At 35.4% G+C, this 20,715-nt stretch carries 15 protein-coding genes and 2 tRNA genes; 13 read left to right on the top strand and 4 right to left on the bottom strand.

Going from position 1 to position 20,715, the window contains the following annotated elements; translation table 11 throughout:
* The first annotated feature begins 51 nt into the window (after nucleotides 1-51).
* Nucleotides 52-759 carry a dipeptidase PepE gene (gene pepE / locus ACHRV3_RS08065; RefSeq protein WP_395433895.1) on the top strand — a complete coding sequence of 236 codons (708 nt, stop codon included), beginning with the start codon at nucleotides 52-54 and terminating at the stop codon, nucleotides 757-759.
* Nucleotides 760-801: 42 nt separating this feature from the next.
* Here the strand turns inward: pepE and ACHRV3_RS08060 are convergent.
* Together ACHRV3_RS08060 and ACHRV3_RS08055 are read right to left on the bottom strand one after the other, a co-directional pair.
* A tRNA-Gly gene (locus ACHRV3_RS08060) sits at nucleotides 802-874 on the bottom strand.
* 107 nt (nucleotides 875-981) lie between these two features.
* Nucleotides 982-1,054 (bottom strand) — tRNA-Gly (locus ACHRV3_RS08055).
* Between the two features lie 135 nt (nucleotides 1,055-1,189).
* Between ACHRV3_RS08055 and ACHRV3_RS08050 the strand changes: the two genes are divergently transcribed.
* Together ACHRV3_RS08050 and ACHRV3_RS08045 are read left to right on the top strand one after the other, a co-directional pair.
* Nucleotides 1,190-1,627 carry a GNAT family N-acetyltransferase gene (locus tag ACHRV3_RS08050; RefSeq protein WP_230004595.1) on the top strand — a complete coding sequence of 146 codons (438 nt, stop codon included), beginning with the start codon at nucleotides 1,190-1,192 and terminating at the stop codon, nucleotides 1,625-1,627.
* A 1-nt stretch (nucleotide 1,628) separates the two neighbouring features.
* Nucleotides 1,629-3,233, top strand: coding sequence for a murein L,D-transpeptidase (locus ACHRV3_RS08045; RefSeq protein ID WP_395433894.1), 1,605 nt, complete (start codon nucleotides 1,629-1,631; stop codon nucleotides 3,231-3,233).
* On the opposite strand, the gene ACHRV3_RS08040 is transcribed toward ACHRV3_RS08045, so the two are convergent.
* On the bottom strand, nucleotides 3,222-3,944 hold the full coding sequence (locus ACHRV3_RS08040; RefSeq protein WP_230004593.1) for a murein L,D-transpeptidase catalytic domain family protein: 723 nt from the start codon (nucleotides 3,942-3,944) through the stop codon (nucleotides 3,222-3,224). The two genes, ACHRV3_RS08045 and ACHRV3_RS08040, sit on opposite strands and share 12 nt — an antisense overlap.
* Before the next feature lie 306 nt (nucleotides 3,945-4,250).
* Between ACHRV3_RS08040 and ACHRV3_RS08035 the strand changes: the two genes are divergently transcribed.
* Both ACHRV3_RS08035 and gpmI read left to right on the top strand, forming a co-directional pair.
* A complete protein-coding gene (locus ACHRV3_RS08035; RefSeq protein ID WP_395433893.1) occupies nucleotides 4,251-6,680 on the top strand; it encodes a DUF5916 domain-containing protein in 2,430 nt (809 codons plus the stop codon).
* Nucleotides 6,681-6,819: 139 nt separating this feature from the next.
* Complete coding sequence (gene gpmI, locus ACHRV3_RS08030; RefSeq protein WP_395434068.1) at nucleotides 6,820-8,337, top strand: 2,3-bisphosphoglycerate-independent phosphoglycerate mutase; 1,518 nt, start codon at nucleotides 6,820-6,822, stop codon at nucleotides 8,335-8,337.
* A gap of 545 nt (nucleotides 8,338-8,882) precedes the next feature.
* Here gpmI and ACHRV3_RS08025 read toward each other — a convergent pair.
* Nucleotides 8,883-10,139 carry a DUF445 domain-containing protein gene (locus ACHRV3_RS08025; RefSeq protein ID WP_395433892.1) on the bottom strand — a complete coding sequence of 419 codons (1,257 nt, stop codon included), beginning with the start codon at nucleotides 10,137-10,139 and terminating at the stop codon, nucleotides 8,883-8,885.
* 201 nt (nucleotides 10,140-10,340) lie between these two features.
* Between ACHRV3_RS08025 and ACHRV3_RS08020 the strand changes: the two genes are divergently transcribed.
* The 8 genes from ACHRV3_RS08020 to ACHRV3_RS07985 all read left to right on the top strand — a co-directional run bounded on the left by ACHRV3_RS08020 (nucleotide 10,341) and on the right by ACHRV3_RS07985 (nucleotide 20,643).
* Complete coding sequence (locus ACHRV3_RS08020; RefSeq protein WP_047778348.1) at nucleotides 10,341-11,015, top strand: TetR/AcrR family transcriptional regulator; 675 nt, start codon at nucleotides 10,341-10,343, stop codon at nucleotides 11,013-11,015.
* A gap of 27 nt (nucleotides 11,016-11,042) precedes the next feature.
* A complete protein-coding gene (locus tag ACHRV3_RS08015; RefSeq protein WP_395433891.1) occupies nucleotides 11,043-12,701 on the top strand; it encodes a peptidase domain-containing ABC transporter in 1,659 nt (552 codons plus the stop codon).
* Between the two features lie 4 nt (nucleotides 12,702-12,705).
* Nucleotides 12,706-14,052 carry an HlyD family secretion protein gene (locus ACHRV3_RS08010; RefSeq protein WP_230004589.1) on the top strand — a complete coding sequence of 449 codons (1,347 nt, stop codon included), beginning with the start codon at nucleotides 12,706-12,708 and terminating at the stop codon, nucleotides 14,050-14,052.
* A complete protein-coding gene (locus ACHRV3_RS08005) occupies nucleotides 14,052-15,440 on the top strand; it encodes a TolC family protein (RefSeq protein WP_047778345.1) in 1,389 nt (462 codons plus the stop codon). Before ACHRV3_RS08010 ends, ACHRV3_RS08005 begins: the two co-directional genes overlap by 1 nt.
* A gap of 44 nt (nucleotides 15,441-15,484) precedes the next feature.
* The gene (map, locus tag ACHRV3_RS08000; RefSeq protein WP_395426965.1) at nucleotides 15,485-16,303 is read left to right on the top strand and encodes a type I methionyl aminopeptidase; all 819 of its coding nucleotides are present in this window, start codon (nucleotides 15,485-15,487) and stop codon (nucleotides 16,301-16,303) included.
* 68 nt (nucleotides 16,304-16,371) lie between these two features.
* Nucleotides 16,372-16,776 carry a GxxExxY protein gene (locus ACHRV3_RS07995; protein WP_395426964.1) on the top strand — a complete coding sequence of 135 codons (405 nt, stop codon included), beginning with the start codon at nucleotides 16,372-16,374 and terminating at the stop codon, nucleotides 16,774-16,776.
* A 40-nt stretch (nucleotides 16,777-16,816) separates the two neighbouring features.
* Entirely contained in the window at nucleotides 16,817-17,590 is a 774-nt protein-coding gene (locus ACHRV3_RS07990) for a class I SAM-dependent methyltransferase (protein WP_047778417.1), read from the top strand.
* 146 nt (nucleotides 17,591-17,736) lie between these two features.
* Nucleotides 17,737-20,643 carry a DEAD/DEAH box helicase gene (locus tag ACHRV3_RS07985; protein ID WP_395433890.1) on the top strand — a complete coding sequence of 969 codons (2,907 nt, stop codon included), beginning with the start codon at nucleotides 17,737-17,739 and terminating at the stop codon, nucleotides 20,641-20,643.
* Nucleotides 20,644-20,715 lie beyond the last annotated feature (72 nt).

The raw sequence follows: 20,715 nt of genomic DNA, 5'->3' as shown, positions 1-20,715 counted from the left end.
GAAAAGGAGTTTTTAATATCTTTAACGGAATCAATTTGAGTCCATATTTTTATGAAAAGCATTATCATTGCCAGCACTTCTACCTTACACGAAGGCAGCTATTTAGCGTATTTATTACCTACATTACAACAACATTTCAAAGATTGCAAAAACATTTTATTTATTCCATTTGCAAGACCGGGCGGAATCACGCACGACGAATATACCGAAAAAGTAACACAGGCATTTGCAACAATTAACATTGCTGTAAAAGGAATTCATACCTGTGAAGATGCAGCAGCTGCTATAAAAAATGCAGAAGGTATTTTTACAGGAGGAGGAAACACTTTTTTGTTAGTCACGCAATTGTATCAACATAACATCATGCAAATCCTTTCTGAAACTGTAAAAAACGGAACACCTTATTTAGGAACCAGCGCAGGTAGTAACATTTGCGGTCTGTCGATGCAGACAACGAACGACATGCCTATCATCTACCCTCCAAGTTTTCAGACTTTAGGATTAATTCCTTTCAACTTGAACCCACATTATTTAGACCCTCAAATCAACTCGACACATATGGGAGAAACCCGTGAAACGAGAATTAAAGAATTCCACGCTTTTAATTCTATACCGGTTTTAGGTTTAAGAGAAGGAAGCTGGCTGGAAGTAAAAGGAAATAAAATCACTTTAAAAGGAGCTTTATCCGCTCGTTTATTTTTAAAAGATCAAAATCCGGAGGAATTAGAGACAGAAACAGATTTAAGCCATCTGAATTAAAAACAAAAAAACCGAAACATAAAATGTTTCGGTTTTTTAAAGAGCGAAAGACGAGGCTCGAACTCGCGACAACCAGCTTGGAAGGCTGGAGCTCTACCAACTGAGCTACTTTCGCATTAACAGGGTGCAAATATAAATAATTAAATCAATTAAAAAAATAAAAATCAAAAATTATTTAGCTTTGTTAAAAAAACCGAAACGATTAAATTCCGGTTTTTTTAGAGCGAAAGACGAGGCTCGAACTCGCGACAACCAGCTTGGAAGGCTGGAGCTCTACCAACTGAGCTACTTTCGCATTACTGTGGTGCAAAGATAGAGAATAATTCAAGTTCAAAACAAGCTTTTTCGCAAAAAAAATCAATAAAAATCAACAATAATTTATAACTTATTTAAAGTTAAAAAGTTACACATTCAATTATTTTTCAAAATTATGAATCTTATTAAAGAAATACCATCAAAAGAAACCTATATCGTCCGTCAACCCGTTTTAAGAAAAGGGAAACCTATAGAAAGTTGTGTCTTTGATGGAGACGATTTAGAGACAACACACCATTTTGGCCTGTTCACAGACGAAAGTTTAGTAGGAATTATTTCCTTATTCACAAAAATCAACACTACCTTTGCCGAAAAAAACCAAGCACAAATTCGTGGGATGGCCGTTTTAGACACTCATCAGAAAAAAGGAATCGGTGAAGCTTTAGTAAAACACTGCGAAGCCTATTGCGTTGAAAATCAAGTTGATTTAATTTGGTTTAATGCAAGAACAGCCGCCGTTGGGTTTTACAAAAAAATGAACTATCAAACTGAAGGAGAAGCGTTTGAGATCACAGATGTCGGGGAACACTATTTAATGTATAAACCATTATAAAATGAACAAACTTTACTTTTTATTAGTACTATGCATACTGTTTAGCTGCAAAAAGGAAACTCTAAAAGTTCCGGTAAAAAAAGCCGTTCGACCTCCTGCGCTTATACTTACTGACGAAAGAAAAGTACAAATTGACACTGCACTCCTTAATACTTTCAAAAGCGAAACGCTTATACAATTTTATCTTTCCTCAGAAAATAAAACAGTCTGGGGAAATTTAAAAAAGAGAACTTACGTTTTATCCTTATTAAAAAAATCGGATGAACTAGGCTTAAATCCAGACGATTACAAAATAAAAGCATTAGAAAAATTCGAAAAAAAGATAAGTTCTTTAAGCGATACGGACTTAGCCAATTACGACACCTTACTCACTTATAATTTCGAATTGTATTTAACGCATATGTACAAAGGAAAATTAGATCCTAAAAAATTATATGCCGATTGGGATTTAGAAGAAAAGACATTTGACGTCAATACTGCTCTTGTAAAAGCTTTCAACAAAGACAAATTAGACAGCTTAGCCGAAAATTGTCAGTCAAAATCATATACCTATAAACAACTATTAGCAGCACTTAAAATCATCGATACCTATCCGGATGATAGTGACATTAAAAAAATAGAGTCTCCTGATAAAACAAAAATCACATTAAATGATACCAGTAGCGCCTTAATAAACATCAAAAAAAGGCTTTTGTTCTGGAAAGACATGTCGGGAAGAAAAGATAGCCTGACCGAAATTTACGATCAAAAAACATTCGAGTCTGTTAAAAAATTTCAAGAAAGACATGGTTTAGCCGCAGATGGTGTCATTGGCGTAGGAACCATAAGCGCTTTGAACTTTTCTAAAAACAAAAGAAAGGAACAAATTATTGCCAATTTGGAACGATGGAGATGGTATACTAATGAACTAGCGGAAAACTATTTTATCATCAACATCCCAAATTACAGTTTAAATGTGGTTGAAAAACAGGATACCACTTTGGTTCGAAATATTGTCGTAGGAACCAGTAAGAGAAAAACACCAATTATAACGTCGAAACTCAGAACGATTGTTTTTAACCCGACATGGACTGTTCCTCCTACTATTTTAAAGGAAGATGTTGTTCCGGAAATGAAACGCAATCGAAATTACCTCAGCAAAAAAAACATTACAATATATGACAGTGCAGGAAATGCGGTAGAACCTGCTGCATGGAACGAAAACAATCCGGGGAAATACCGTTATGTACAAAGTCCCGGTTATAACAACTCCCTGGGCGTAATGAAAATTTTATTTCCAAATCATCATAGCGTGTACTTACACGATACGAATCATCGCAATTATTTTGGAAGAAACAATCGTTCGTTAAGTTCGGGCTGCGTTCGTATAGAGAATCCATTGGAATTGGCAGAACATGTTTTAGATTCTTCCGATGTGTCTGTAAGCTGGCCGAAAGAAAAAATTGACTCTATTATTGAGACTAAAAAAACAATCAGTGTTAAAATCAGAAAAAAATATGCTTTATATCAGTGGTATTGGACCGCATGGAGCAAAAAAAATCAGCTCATTTTCAGAGCTGATATTTATAATTTAGATTCGGATTTGTATAGTAAGTTACGAGATTAACTTCTCTTCTGCCGAGAATCCTCTTGACGGATGATAAATATACAAACACGATTTATCTTTTATAACCTGAATAATTTCATTTGTCAATTCAACCGGAAGAGCGGGACAGCCCTGGCTTCTTCCTAATCTTTTATTGTTTCTGATGAACGATTCTGAAACATAATCGGCACCATGAACCACAACTCCCCTTTCGCGGGCATTGTCATTAACTCCTCTTTCTAAACCATCCAGACGTAAAGAAGCTCCGTGTTTTCCTTGGTAAATTTCACCTGTGGCATAAAACCCTAAACTACTTTTGAAGGATGAGTTTGAGTTTGAAAATGCTGATGCAAATTCTTCACCCGTATTCCTGCCATGCGCTACCAAAGATTGAAATAGAATAGTATTAGTTCCCATATCAATCACCCAAAGGCGTTTGACGTTGGATGACAAACTAAAATCAATTAAAGTCAAAATGTCTTTCTGAACAACACCTCTTTCTTTGAGTAAGTAAAACCCTTTTAAAGCTTCAGAAAAAGTCCTGAGTTCCGGTAACGAAAAATTGTTTGAATTTAAGGCGTGGTATACACTTTCAATTTTAGCATCAACCGTCAGTTTTTCAACTTTGGCAATACTTTTTGTTGTCACCTTTTTTAGTTCGATTGTGTTTTTAGAATCTCTACCAAAAGACAAAAGTAAAAACACCAGTAATGGATAAATTTTGTAAATCATTGAATTTCTTTAGGTTAATAAAAAATTTGGGCATCGCAAATGTATAAAAAAAACCTAGCCAGCAAAATAAAACAATGTTAATCAAGGTCTTTTTGTTTAAATTTTAACAATTCTAAAGGAAAAAATTAGCATAACGGACTAAAAAAATTAATTTTACAAAGAATTTACTGGTAAAAAACTTTTTTTTCGATTCGGTAGTTAAAAAGCACGTATTTTTCGCACCATTTGACTCAAAACTGCCACAATTACAAAAAAATTCCGTCTTTACATAAATCAATTATCACATTTACTCTCTATATAGGTTCCATGAAAAATTTAGTTTTTTTTACCCTTCTTCTCTCCTCTTTTTGGATTTACAGCCAAAAGAAAACTTTGCAGGCACAGCAAATTTCGCAAGGTATTTCTATTGACGGAAAACTGGATGAACCAGCCTGGGAAACGGCAACCGTTGCTTCCGATTTTATCATGTTTGAACCGGATAACGGAAAACCAATTCCCGACACAAAAAAAACCGAAATCAAAGTACTGTACAATAACGACGCTCTTTATATAGGTGCCATTATGCACGACGACGAACCCAATAAAATACTAAAGGAAATTTCTCAAAGAGATAATTTTGGAACGGCCGATCTTTTTGGTGTTTTTATAAATGGTTTTAATGACGGTCAGCAGAACTTCGAATTTTTTGTATCTGCTGCGGATGTTCAGGCAGATTGTATTATGACGGATGCAAACGGGGAAGATTATTCCTGGGACGCGATCTGGATTAGTAAAGCTGTACTAACCGATAAAGGATGGGTTGTCGAAATGAAGATTCCCTACGCTGCCTTACGTTTTTCAGAAGGAAAGAAACAGACTTGGGGAATTAACTTTTTCAGAGAAATCAAACGCGAACGAAAAAAATACACCTGGACTTTAATCAATACCAAAATAGGTACTTTCACACAACAAAATGGAAATCTGGAAGGAATTGAAAACATTAAACCTCCTACCCGATTGTTCTTCATGCCTTATGCCTCCTACTATTTAAATGCTGCCGGAAATCAACAAACGTACGGTACAATGAAAGGCGGAATGGATATTAAGTACGGTATAAACGACGCTTTTACACTGGATGCTATTTTGGTTCCTGATTTCGGACAAGCAAAATACGATGATCAAATTTTGAATTTAGGGCCATTTGAACAACAATTTAATGAAAACAGAGCCTTTTTTACCGAAGGAACAGATCTCTTTAATAAAGGAGAATTGTTTTATTCGAGAAGAATTGGAGGCAAACCTACTATTGAACCAGATCTGGAGGATAATGAAAAGATAATTGAAAACCCGCAGAATGTAAATCTGATCAATGCCCTGAAAATTTCGGGACGAACCAAAAAAGGTCTTGGTATTGGAATTTTAAATGCTGTGACAGAAAAAACATTTGCCACTATAAGAGATACCATCACAGGAGAAACCAGACGTGTAATTGCTGAACCGTTAATGAACTACAATGTTCTGGTTTTAGACCAACGTTTTCGCAAAAACTCATCTGTAACCTTCATTAATACGAATGTGACCCGAAATGGTCATTTCAGAGACTCCAATGTTTCGGCTTTGGTTTGGGATTTAAACACTAAAGCCAATACTTATAACTTATCGGGAAATTTCAAATACAGTACCGTCCATGATACAGAAGATAAAAACGGAATATACGCCAACATTGGCTTTGCAGAAACCAGCGGAAACTATCGTTATAGCATAGGCTCCGATTTTGTATCTAAAGATTACGATCCTAATGATTTAGGAATTAATTTCTATACCAATTATTACAACTTTTTCGGAAATGCCAATTACAGAATCCTGAACCCTACCAAACTCTTTAATGCTTTTAAAGTCAACCTTAACACCTATACTGAATTCAACAAGGATTCCGGAAAAATTCAGGAGAGCAATATTGCTGTAAACACAAATGTAACTACCATAAAAAACAATTATTATGGTTTTGGTATTTCTTTATACCCTTTTGAATCCTACGATTATTACGAACCGAGAGCAACCAACAGATATGTCGCTCTCCCAAGAAGATTTGAATCGTGGGCAAGTGTTTCGACCAATTACAATTATAAATTTGCATTGGATTTCAATCCTACCATTGCCATTATGGATGAACCGGGACGCATAAATTACGGTTTCGATATTGGTCCGAGATACCGTTTTAGCGATAAACTGTTATTAAATTATACTTTTAGCTTCCTTAGAAGAAACAACAACAAAGGATACATTGACAGTTTTGATCAGGACAACAATCAGGACACTCCAAAGGATATCGTTTTTGCCAATAGAACTGTAATCACCTATTCTAATACACTAGGCGGGAAATATGCCCTAAACAGCACCATGACCATCAATCTGGCCGTTCGTCAATATTGGTCGTTTGCAGAGAACAAGGAAATACTTCAACTTGAATCTAACGGAACTTTAACTCCTTATCCGGAATACACCAAAAACAAAAACTCCAGTTTTTATTCCTGGAATGCCGATTTATCGTATTCCTGGTGGTTTGCTCCGGGAAGTCAGCTTTCTGTTTTATACAGAAACAATGCCTCTAATTTTGAGCGTGTTATTGACAAAGATTACGGATCTAATGTAACCAACCTGTTGAACAATGAGGCTCTAAAACACATTTTTTCTGTAAGTGTCAAATATTTCATTGACTACAATGCTGTCAAAAACAGGCTTAAAAACGGAGTCTAGTCTGAATTAATTTTAAAAAATAAAGGCTTCTATAATTAAATTAGTATTTTTCAATACGGTTCATTTTATTAACTGTAATTGTAACAATGCTTCCTTGCTCCTTTTAGAAATGGTTTATCTTTGTAGAAAACAAAAAATGATGAACAAGAAAGTTATACTAATGATTTTAGACGGATGGGGAAAATCTCCTGATCCTAAAGTTTCTGCAATAGACAATGCAAATGTTCCTTTTATAAACAGTCTTTACCAAAACTACCCAAGCGCCCAACTTAGAACCGATGGCTTAAACGTTGGTCTACCGGAAGGTCAGATGGGAAATAGCGAAGTCGGTCACATGAATCTTGGTGCAGGAAGAATTGTATACCAGGATTTAGCCAAAATAAATCTGGCAGTAGCACATCAAACACTTGCCAAAGAACAAGTGCTTATTGATGCCTTTACTTATGCCAAAGAAAATAACAAAAAAGTACACTTTTTAGGATTAGTTTCTGATGGTGGCGTACACTCTCACACGTCTCATTTACGCGGATTGATTGATGCTTCTCAGGAATATGGTTTGCAAAATGTTTTCATCCATGCTTTTACAGACGGTCGTGATGTGGATCCTAAATCGGGAGCAAAATACATTCATGATTTAGAAGATCACATTAAAGATACTCCTGTAAAAATTGCGTCTATCATAGGTCGTTATTACGCAATGGACCGTGACAAACGTTGGGAACGTGTCAAATTAGCTTATGATTTACTTGTAAATGCACAAGGAACACACTCTCAAAATGCGGTTGCAAGTGTGCTTGACAGTTACGCCAACAACATAACCGATGAATTTATCGAACCAATCGTATTAGTGGACGAACAACAGAAACCATTGGCAACTATCGCTGATGATGATGTGGTGATTTTCTTTAATTTCAGAACAGACAGGGGTCGTGAACTTACAGAAGCGCTTTCGCAGCAAGACTTTCACGAGCAAAACATGCACAAGCTGAACCTCTATTATGTTACGCTTACCAACTACGACGAAACGTATCAAAACGTAAAAGTAGTTTACAATAAAGATAACATCACCGAAACTCTTGGTGAAGTTTTAGAAAAAGCCGGTAAAAAACAGATTCGTATTGCCGAAACTGAAAAGTATCCACACGTTACTTTTTTCTTTTCAGGTGGAAGAGAAACTCCTTTTGAAGGAGAATCCAGAATTTTAAGAAACTCTCCAAAAGTAGCTACTTACGACCTTCAACCGGAAATGAGTGCTTACGAACTGAAAGATGCTCTTGTTCCGGAATTAAACAAAGGCGAAGTTGATTTTGTATGCCTAAATTTTGCCAATGGTGACATGGTAGGACATACCGGAATCATGAGTGCTGCAATTCTGGCTTGTGAGGCCGTTGATGCCTGCGTAAAAGGGGTTATCGAAGCGGCTTTGGCAAATGATTATACTACGATTGTAATTGCCGACCACGGAAATTGCGAAACAATGATCAATCCTGACGGAAGCCCAAATACAGCCCACACCACAAACCCGGTGCCTATTATCCTGGTTGACAAAGAACTGAAAAACATTAATGATGGTGTTTTAGGAGATATTGCACCAACAATCTTAGAGCTAATGGGAGTTCAGCAACCGGCATCTATGACTTGTCATTCGTTATTATAATAGGTGCTTTTTTTTTTAAACATAGAGTTTATTTTTATATGCTTTGTGTTTGATTCACCATATAAGTAATGTAAGTTCATTTTACTGGGGAGCTTAAAATATGCTTTGTGTTTGGTTCACCATATAAGTGATGTAAGTTCATTTTACTGGGGAACTTAAAATATACTTTGTGTTTGGTTCACCATATAAGTGATGTAAGTTCATTTTATTGGGGAGCTTAAAATATGCTTTGTGTTTGGTTCACCATATAAGTAATATTAGTTCATTTTACTGGGGAGCTTAAAAAAGGAGTGGTCTTTAAACATAAAAAAAGGAGTAAAAATCTAATGATTTTTTACTCCTTTTTACATTTTATAATGTTCAAAAATCTCGCGAAGTCGCAGAGTCGCCAAATTAAAAAATCAAAACAAAAACTTTGCGACTCTGCGACTTTGCGAGAAATGTTTTTTTTACCCAACAACATTACAGCAAAAACAAAAAAAAGAAACCTTTTCAACACCCCCAGTAAAATGAACTTACATCACTCATATGGTTTAAAAAAAATTTCACATAACACTATACTGATACACCCACTCCACAGCGTAAATGACTAAACCGATCAAACCTCCAACCAATGTCCCATTGATTCTGATGTACTGAAGATCTTTTCCGATTTCTAATTCCAGTTTTTCTGAAACCTCTTTACCGTCCCAGCTTTTTACCGTCGAGGATATTAAATCTCCGATTACTTTTTTATTATTCAAAAGCACCGTCAACAAATCATTCTTGATAAAATTATTGATCTTATCAATCATCACTGCATCTTCTTTAAGTCCATTTCCGAAACTCTGAACGAGACTTGCGATATTGTTTTTTATCGAGGAATCATTTCCTTTCTCTAAGTCATTAGTTATCGATAGTTTTATCTCGTCCCAAATTCCATTAATATAATCCTGAACTTCTTTTTTTCCGGCAAAATCCAGAATCATCGTATTGATTTTGACTCTCATCTCTTCTGAATTTTTAACCTTATCCAGAAAATCGTAAACATATTCGTCTATTTTGATCCTAATGGCACTTCCGGGATGTTTGGCTTCGTTTAAAAAATCCTGCAATCCATTAAAAACCCCTTCCGAAATACTTTTATCCGCTAAACCGAAACTCAGAAAAGGAGTCGATGCTTTTACTTTTTTCCGAATTAAATCTTTATTGTTGCTCAATTCTGCGCTCATGAGCGTTAAAAGATTCGTCAGCAATTGGTCTTTTACATTCCCTTTCTGCAAAGGCTCTAAGGCCAGAGCAACCCAATCTCCAAAATTGATTCCGGCTAGTTTTGCTGCAAATTGAACCTGAATAAATCTCTTTATGTCCTCGTCTTTTATCGCCTTTAAAATGCCCGGAATTACATTTACCGTTACCAAATCGGCAATTTTAGCCGCATTGGCTTCTTGCGACAACCAGTCGGAAGCTTTTTCCGCAAAATTGAATTCTGCCAACTTGATTTCTAATTTCTCCCGATTCAGAAACTCTTCCGAAACAAAATTGCCCAGATTCTCTCCGATCTCATTTTTTTTGGTTGAAATAATCGCCGTATGCCAAATCGGAATTCCCAGCGGGTGCCGAAACAAAGCCACAACCGCAAACCAATCCGCAATTCCGCCAACCATTGCCGCTTCACTAAAAGCCTGCAACATCGGAATCTTAAAATAAACCGCCACTACAAACAAAAGCACTGCCACTCCTAAAAGTGCCAAAGCATTCCTCTTCATGCGTTTCAGTGCCTTTTCTTTTACTCTATTTTCTTGATTTACAACTGACTCCATAACAGCTAAAATGTTTGATACGCTAATTTAAGCTTTTTTATCCAAACTTAATTCAGAGGAATATTCTGTTGTTTTTTGCTTTTGCATTAAATTGAAAGTCAGCAAACAAAGGCTATGACAGCGATTTAATTGATTAAATAAAAGTTAAAGTTTCACAATTAAAAGTATTACTATTATCTTTGCGTAAAATAATATCGAATTATGAATGCAATATTTTCAAATATAAAAATTCAGGTTAACGAAAAATTATATGTAAAAGATCCGGAAACCTCTGATTTAGGGAAGAAGATTGTGGGAAACAGTATTCTTTTAATTGATCAGATCGGTATCGAGCATTTTACTTTCAAGAAATTGGGAGAACAGATTGGTTCAAATGAAAGTTCGATTTATCGCTACTTTGAAAACAAACACAAACTGGTTGTGTATTTATCATCCTGGTATTGGGGATGGATGGAATACAAATTGGTTTTTGCCACCAACAACATCACCAATCCAACCGAAAGACTACACAAAGCAATCACCATTGTAACGGAAAAAATCACAAATAATCCCGTCACTACCCATATTGATGAGGCCATTTTGAATAAAATCATAATTTCAGAATTCACCAAAACCATTTACACCAAAGAGGTCGACGAGGATAACAAAGAAGGTTTTTTTCTGGTTTACAAAAGAGTTATTAACCGAATCATTAGCATCGTGCAGGAAGTAAATCCCAATTATCCTTTTGCCAAAAGTTTAGTTTCGAGCATCGTTGAAGGAAGTCTGCACCAGCATTTTTTAAACGAACATTTAAAGACGATAACAGACTGTAATGAACCAATAACAGTAACTTCCTTTTATCTGGATTTAGTAGACCGAATTCTTTCAAAATAAAAAATAAATCATAATACCAATTTATTTATGACACCCTTAAAAAGATTTTACAACTTACTCGCATTAGACAAAAAAGACATTGTACAAATTTTTTTCTATGCCATTTTCGCAGGACTTATCAGTTTGTCGCTGCCGTTAGGTATTCAAGCCATTATTAACTTTATACAATCGGGTCGCGTCAGTGCTTCGTGGATTGTTTTGATTCTTTTGGTAGTAGTTGGAGTTGCTCTGGTTGGAATTCTGTCTCTTATGCAGCTTAGAATCACCGAAAATTTACAGCAAAAAATATTTGTTCGCTCTTCTTTTGAATTTGCAACGCGTTTGCCTAAAATAAAATTTGAAGCGCTTTACGCCAACTATCCGCCCGAATTAGCGAATCGCTTTTTTGATACTTTAACCATTCAAAAAGGAACTTCAAAATTATTGATCGATTTCTCGGCTGCTTTATTACAAATTGCTTTCGGAATCATTCTGCTTTCGCTGTATCATCCGTTCTTTATCATATTTGGTATCTTACTGTTCTTTTTGTTGTTTTTCATCTTTAAATTTTCGTACCGCACCGGTTTAGAGACCAGTTTGAAAGAATCAAAATTCAAATACAAAGTGGCCAGCTGGTTGCAGGAAATTGCCCGTAATAATTTTAGTTTCAGAAATGAATTGAACTATGAATATGCGCTACACAAAAATGACAACTTGGTTAATGATTATCTGACTTACAGAGAAAAGCATTTCAACATTATTAAAAGACAGTTCATACAATTAATCATTTTCAAAATATTAATTACAGCCAGTTTATTAATCATTGGTGGTTATCTGGTATTGTCACAAGAAATGAATATTGGTCAGTTTGTGGCAGCAGAAATTATCATTTTATTGGTAATCACTTCTGTTGAAAAAATTATAATTGGTCTGGAAACTTTCTACGACGTTTTGACTTCTGTTGAGAAAATCGGCCAGGTAACCGATATGGGACTTGAAGAAGACAGTAGCGGTTCTTACGACAACTGTTATACCAATATTAGTCTTGAAACTGAAAATCTGACTTTTAAATTTCCGGACACTAAACAAAATACGTTGCGCACCATCAGCCTGAAAATTGAGCAGGGCGAGCATATCTTTGTCGATGGAAAAAACGGTTCGGGAAAAACGACTCTGATTCGCATACTTTCAGGATTGTTACAGCCTACAACCGGTTCGTTTTACATTAATGATGATACTTTCAAAAAAATAAATTTAAAACAATACCGCTCTCAGATTGGAAGTATTATTTACGGAGAAACGCTTTTTGAAGGCAGTATTTTAGACAATATTACGTTTAAAGATTCTTCTATTACACAGGAAGATTTAAAATGGGCGATCAATGGCGTACAGCTTACCAATTATATAAAATCGCTTCCGAAGAGTTTAGACACCTTGATTTTTCCGGAAGGAAAGCAATTATCGTCTTCAAATATTCAAAAAATATTACTGGCCAGAAGTATCATCCATAAACCAAAAGTACTTTTCTACGAAGACCCAACGGACACTATGGATGAAAATGTAGCCAACGAAATTATAGATTTCATCACTGCGAAAGAACATTCCTGGACGATCATCGTTTCGTCTAAAAACCCGTATTGGAAAACCAAAAGCAATCGTGTGATTACGATGCAGGACGGTAAAATAGTACAAGATTCTAAAAATTAAAAAGATGCTACATATTTCAGACAACACTAAACCAGATCAGTCTTTAGCGCGTTTCAAAACGATACAGACGCTAACAAATAAAAAGCACTATAAAATTTTGAACAAAATTATAATAGGCATTTCTATTTTGGGCTTTGGGCTTCTTTTTTTACCGTGGACACAAAACATTTCGGGTACGGGAGCCGTAACCACATTAAAACCAAATCAACGTCCGCAATCGATACAAAGTGTGATTTCGGGAAGAATTGAGAAGTGGTATGTACAGGAAGGAGATTTTGTAAAAAAAGGAGATACTATTTTATACATTTCAGAGATCAAAGAAGATTATATGGACCCGAATTTGGTCAGCAATACCAAAAATCAGGTGGACGCCAAAAAACAAGCCGTACAATCTTACGAATCTAAAGTGGCCAGTCTAAGCAATCAATTGAGAGCCATTGAATCTGAGAAAAAATTAAAACTGGAACAGGCTCAAAATAAAATCAAACAAGCACGCTTAAAAATTAAAAGTGACAGTATTGATTTGATTGCCGTAAACACACAACTCAAAATTGCCAATACGCAATACAACCGTTCTTTGCAATTAAACAAAGAAGGTTTAAAACCAATGACCGATGTTGAGGAAAAACGTTTAAAATTACAAGACGCCGAAGCCAAAATCATCAATCAGGAGAACAAATTATTGAGCAGCAAAAACGATTTCATCAACTCAAAAGTAGAGATCAATCGAATCATTGCGGAATATTCGGAAAAAGTAGCCAAATCTGAAAGTGATCAATTTACCGCCAAAAGCAGTCAATACGATGCATCTGCTCAGGTAAACAAACTTGAAAACCAATATGCCAATTATAGTATCCGTAACAATATGTACTATATCAGAGCAGCACAAAGCGGTTACATTAACAGGGCTTTGCAATCGGGAATTGGTGAAACGATAAAAGAAGGAACTGCTATTGCAACCATTATGCCTTCTGCTTATGATATTGCGGTAGAAACCTATGTTAACCCGGTTGATTTGCCTTTAATTCGCAAGGGAGAAAAAGTCAGAGTCTGGTTTGACGGATGGCCAACTATTGTCTTCTCGGGATGGCCAAATGCTTCGTATGGTACTTTTGGTGGTAAGATTGTAGCGGTCGAAAATTTTATCAGCGATAATGGAAAATACAGAATTTTAATTGCACCGGATCCGAACGAACCGAAATGGCCGGCACAATTGAGTATTGGTTCAGGAGCACAAACATTAGCCCTATTAGACACTGTTCCGATGTGGTTTGAAATATGGAGAACCTTAAACGGATTCCCTCCTAATTATTATAAAAAAGACGCAAAACCAACTAAAGAAAAGAAATAATGAAACGACTTTTCTATCTATTATTATTTTTTTCCATTATCACAAATGGACAGGAAACCATCTCAAAAGAGCTGAGCTATAATGAGTTTTTAGGTTATGTTAAAAAATACCATCCATTGGTTAAAAATGCGCAACTTGAACTTAATAAAGCCCAAGCGGAACTGATGATGGCACGCGGTAGTTTTGATCCGAAAATTGACGTTGACTATTCTAAAAAGCAATTTAAAGACAAGGAATACTACTCGCTTTTAAACAGTAGCTTTAAAATTCCAACCTGGTATGGGGTTGAAATCAAAGCGGGTTTTGACAACAACGAAGGCTATTATCTGAATCCCGAAAACACCACTCCAAATCAAGGTTTGACTTCTTTAGGAATCAGCGTTCCATTGGGGCAAGGTTTGTGGATCAATAAAAGAATGGCGGATTTACGCAAAGCGAAAATGCAAATAGAATTAAGCAAATCTGAGGTAAAACTGGAGGCTATTACAGTTTTGTATGATGCATCATTGGCGTATTTTAACTGGAAAAAAAACTACGAAGAAGTAAAACTATACGAAAGCTACAGCACGAATGCCAAAAAACGAAACAGCGGAATTCAATCTTTGATTCAACAAGGAGACAAACCCGCCATTGATAGTGTTGAAGCGGGAATTGCCGTAAAAAACAGACTTTTGAGCTTAGAAGATTCGAGACTTAAACTGGCCAAAGCAAAACTGGAACTGTCTAATTACTTGTGGCTGGATAATGCCGTTCCAATGGAAATTTCAGACAGTTTAATTCCGGAAGCACAACTCGAAAACACCATTCAGGAAACTTTGCAAACTAATAATTTAACGACAGACGGTTTTTCGATTGAAAACCATCCGAAAATAAATGCTTTACAACGCAAAATTGACATTTTGAATGTAGAACGAAAATTGAATGCCAACGAACTACTTCCAAAAATAGACGTTGGATATTCTTATTTGTCACAACCCAAATATTTTAACGATTTTCAAACGGATGATTATAAAATTGGTTTGGATTTTTCATTCCCATTGTTTTTGAGAAAAGAACGCGGCAAATTAAAACTGACTAAATACAAAATTCAGGAAACGGAATATATTTTAGATGTAGAAAAAATGCAGCTTTCGAATAAAATTCAGGCACAGAACACCGAAATCCTGTCTCTTTCTAAGCAGCTAAAGTTAATTAAAGACTTGTCAAAAGACAATCAGACCATGTTGCAGTCGGAAGAACGTTTGTTTTCATTTGGGGAAAGTTCTTTGTTTTTAATCAACACTCGCGAGAACAATTTGATCAGTGCACAACTGGCTCAGATCAATTTGGCGAATCGTTTTTACGTTTCTAACTCCGAACTTTTTAAAATTATGGCAAATCCAAATTAGATTATATTAAAAATTGTACTTTTGCGAACTGAAAATCCGAAATTATGATTATTGTAAAATCACGTGAAGAAATCGAATTAATGCGCGAAAGTGCTTTAATCGTATCTAAAACATTAGGAATGATTGCTTCTGAAATTAAAGAAGGAGTTACCACTTTATATCTTGACAAGTTAGCCGAAGAGTTCATTCGTGATCACGGTGCGACACCAAGTTTCTTAGGTTTATATGATTTCCCGAACTCGCTTTGTATGAGTCCGAATGCACAGGTTGTACACGGAATCCCTAATAATACGCCACTGAAAAACGGTGATGTTATTTCTGTAGATTGTGGTGCTTTTAAAAATGGATATCACGGAGATCACGCTTACAGTTTTGAAATTGGAGAAGTGGCTCCCGAGGTTAAAAAACTTCTGAGAATCACCAAAGAATCTCTTTATGTAGGGATCAGAGAATTTAAAGCCGGAAATCGCGTGGAAGATGTTGGAAATGCGATTCAAAAATATACAGAAGCGCATGGTTACGGTGTAGTTCGTGAATTGGTAGGTCATGGTTTAGGGCAAAAAATGCACGAAGAACCGGAAATGCCAAACTACGGAAAACGTGGTCGTGGAAAACTTTTTGTAGAAGGAATGGTGGTTGCCATCGAACCGATGATCAATCTGGGAACACGAAACATCAAACAACTAAAAGACGGCTGGACAATCCTTACTGCCGACGGAAAAGCAAGTGCCCACTTCGAGCACGATGTTGCTTTAATCGACGGCAAACCGGAAATCTTATCTACTTTCGCTTATATCTACAAAGCATTGGGCATTGAGAGTAATGAGGAAGATGAGTTTAGACAGGTGCCTTTAGTATTGTAAGTTTTGTTACACAGAGATTCACAAAGATATACGCCGAGATTCGCAAAAATTATTTTAAGCTTTTTTAAATGGAATCTGAAAACTTAATTTCTCAGGATGAGCTGGATGCGATTACCTATAAAATTATAGGCTTGGCAATTGAAGTTCACAGACAATTAGGTCCCGGCTTATTAGAATCTGCTTATCAGGAATGTTTGTATTACGAGATTGTGAATTCTGGTTTAACGGTTGAAAAACAAAAAGCATTACCAATTCTCTATAAAGACATAAAATTAGATCATGGCTATAGGATTGATTTGTTAGTTGAAAACAAAATTGTAATTGAATTAAAAACGGTTGAAGCTTTTACCGATGTTCATTTTGCACAGATACTAACTTATCTAAAACTAGGAAATTATCCATTAGGGTTACTTATTAATTTTAATTCGAAAATTTTAAAAAACAATATAAAAAGATTTATAAACACTTTGTGAAACTCCGTGTCTCCTTTGTGTATCTCTGCGAAATCATCCCATGAAGAAACTATTTAAACTAGTCCTAAATACTATTCCAAGACCTTTATTAATTCGTTTGAGTTATGTAGCACGTCCGATTTTAGCGCTTTCCTTAAAGGGAAGTAAGTACACTGATCCGATTGATGGGAGAAGTTTCAGATCGTTTTTGCCTTACGGATATGGCAAACAACGTAACAATGTACTTTCGCCGAGTACGCTTTCATTAGAGAGACACCGCTTACTTTGGTTGTATTTAAACGATCAGACTGATTTTTTTACAGCACCGAAGAAAGTATTGCATTTTGCTCCGGAACAGGCTTTTTATAAGCGATTCCGCAAGCAAAAAAACCTTGACTATACTACAACTGATTTACTTTCGCCTTTGGCAGATGTAAAGGCAGATATTTGTAATTTACCTTTTAAAGACAACGAATATGATGTGATTTTATGCAATCACGTTTTAGAACACATTCCGGACGATACCAAAGCGATGCAGGAATTATACCGCGTATTAAAACCAGGCGGAATGGCCATTCTTCAGATTCCTCAGGATCTATCGAGAGCAGTTACTTTTGCCGATGATTCTATTACCGATCAAAAAGAACGTGCTAAAATATTCGGACAATACGATCACGTTCGTGTGTACGGTCGTGATTATTTCGATAAATTAAGAAGTATCGGCTTTATCGTAATAGAAGAAGACTATACAAATAAAATTGCTCCTGAATTGGTGGAAAAATATTGTTTGGCAAAAGGGGAAATTATTCCACTTTGCTTCAAGCAGGACAACTAATTTTTTTAACCATATAAGTGATATAAGTTCATTTTAAAACTATATACTAATTTGAAAACAAGCTTTTTATTTTCAAATTAGTATATAGTTTTCTACTTTTTAAATTCACGTAGCTTCCCAAATCAAACCAAACCAAATTCCCAATCTTGGAACTTTCAAAATCATTTCAGTTTTGTTTTGACATCAGTTTTGAAAAAAATCTGAATGCCTATATCCCAACCGCATATATCGTTGAGAACACCAATGACATTAAATATTTAGACAAAAAAGCCACTACCGGTGTCCTTGAGGGTTTTGGAATTGCCTTTGAAAATCTAAATCCCAATACAAAAAGGATACTGACGATCTGTGATTCTTTAAAGCCTGAATTTATCTTCAAGAAATTTAGCGCCAAAATCAAATCGGCTAAAACAATTGCTGATTTGCAAAAAGACTCCAAAATTGACTTTGCAATTCGTCAGCATTTAAAATTAAATTTAGGTTTTTTTTACAATTTGATTGTACAGGAACCCTTTCCGTTGTGTCATAACATAGGGCCCGAAAAAGATTTTTACCGTTCCAGAGTGGCTACCGATGTGCTTTCTTTTGAACCTCAAATTCAATTTGACAAACATGCGGACGGAATCACCTATACCCTGTCTTTAAAAGAAAATCAAACTACATTTCTGCCCATGAACAATGAGGTTAGTATTCTTTTAGATGAACCGGGCTGGTTAATTATTGATAAAAAATTAGGGCAATTAAAAGACCTCAACACTAAGAAGCTACAGCCTTTTTTAAAGAAAAAAGCCATTGAGATACCTTCCAAACTAGTGGATGATTATTTTAAAAGTTTTATTCCTGAAATCGCCAAAAAAATAGATATTGAAGCCACCGGTTTTGAAATCGAACACCGTGATACAATTGTTTTCTGTACAATTCAGCCTGTTTATGATTTCTTTAAAAATTGTTATTACCTCAACCTTTATTTTGATTACAACGGATATTCATTTGACGCGGGCAAAACTAAAAAAACACATTCTTTTGTTGATTTCAGCATTGCCAACGAACCCAAGATAATTCAGTTTAAACGAAGTGCTGATGAGAGTTTGTACACAGACAAATTACTTGAAATTGGTTTACTAAAAATCAAAAACGAATTATTTGGATTGAATCCCAACGCAGAAGTTCCTGATCCCTACAGCAACATACAATTTGTTATTGATCACAAAGAAGAGTTGGAAAGCTTGGGTTTTACAATTCAAAATTTGAGACTGGAAAGCAAAGAAATCTTTACGGAACAGCATGATATTTTGTTTTCGAAAGAGACAAAAGAAGATTGGTTTGACATCAAAATAACAATTACAATTGGAGCTTTTTCAATCAATTTCAGCGAAATTATCCCCAATATAAAAAGCAAAGAAAGGCTCTTTTTATTGCCTGACGACAGCTATTTTCTGATTCCTTTAGAATGGCTCAGCAAATACAGTTCACTGGCAAAATTAGCCAAAACAGAAAATGGAAATCTTCTTTTACGCAAAAGTAATTTTGCCGCTTTAAACGCGATTCCCGAAATAAAAAATGACGAAACTCCGGCCTATAAAGCTGAATATGTTTCCTCTGACTTGTTAAAAGCCACGTTAAGACCGTATCAAATTGATGGCGTAAAATGGCTATTAGGTCATTTTAATTCGAATTTAGGGGCTTGTCTGGCCGATGACATGGGACTTGGTAAGACTTTACAAACACTTGCCGTTCTCGTTGCCGTACAGGAACAGTTAGGCTTTACAACCAAAACCACCAATTTTGATTTGTTTCAAAATGAAACGGTTATCGAGAGAGAGCCTTTAAAAGCATTGATTGTTTTGCCTTCCTCTTTGGTTTTTAACTGGTACAATGAGGCTGGAAAGTTTACGCCACATTTTTCAAAAATGCAATATACCGGTAACGACAGAAAATTAGTCGCGAGCAGATTAGAAACCTCTGATTTGATTTTTACCAGTTATAGCATCATTCATCGTGATATTTCAATTTTAGAAAAATACAATTTCCGTTATTTGATTTTGGACGAAAGTCAATACATAAAAAATAAAAATTCTAAGATTTTCAAAGCCATCAATAAAATAAATACGGGGCATAAAATTGCTTTGAGTGGTACACCAATCGAAAACTCGCTGGACGATTTATGGTCGCAAATGCAATTTATAAATCCGGATATTTTGGGTAGCTATACTTTTTTCGCAGAAAATTTTAAAATTCCGATTGAGAAAAAGCAGGACGAAAATAGTTTGTCGGAATTAAAAAATCTGATTCAGCCGTATATCTTAAGAAGAACCAAAGAGCAGGTTTTAAAAGACTTACCCGAATTATCCGAGCAGATTTATTATTGCAATATGGATCCTGAACAGGAAAAGCTGTATGAAAAAGAAAAATCAAAAGCGCGTAATTTTCTACTAAAAACAGACGGATCGGGTCCTGATAAAATTAGCATTATCAATACTTTGATGAAATTAAGACAGCTGAGCAATCATCCTAAAATGATCGATCAGGAATCGGAAATTGATTCGGGAAAATATATCGCGGTTACTAATTATCTCGAAAACTTAGTAAAAGGGAAACAAAAGACTATAATTTTCAGTTCGTTTGTTACCAATTTAAATTTTTATACGAGTTGGTGTAAAGAAAACAAAATAGCGTTCTGTGAAATTACAGGTGAAACTCCTGCCCAAAAAAGAGAACAACAGGTAAACCTCTTTCAGGAAAAGGAAACCCCTTTGTTGTTCTTTATCTCACTAAAGGCAGGTGGCGTTGGCTTGAATATTACCAAAGCTTCGTATGTATTGTTCTTAGATCCGTGGTGGAATCCTTTTGCTGAGAAACAAGGAGTGGGAAGAGCACACCGAATTGGACAATTGAACAAAGTAAATGTTATTCGATTTATTTCAAAAAATACGGTAGAAGAAAAAATAATCAAACTGCAGGAGAACAAAAAACTGTTATCGGATTCGCTTTTAGAAGAAAGTTTTATCAGCGACGAACTCGAAGCAAATCTGGAATTTATTTTGAATTCTTAGTGAATTGTTTTTATAACCAATAAAATAGACTGTTTTTCGTTCTATAAAATTGTTATATTTACAATCTTACAA

This window comes from Flavobacterium sp. FlaQc-49, assembly GCF_044005985.1.
GTDB classification, from domain to species: domain Bacteria; phylum Bacteroidota; class Bacteroidia; order Flavobacteriales; family Flavobacteriaceae; genus Flavobacterium; species Flavobacterium cupriresistens.
This window is presented reverse-complemented; position numbering and strand designations above follow the sequence as displayed.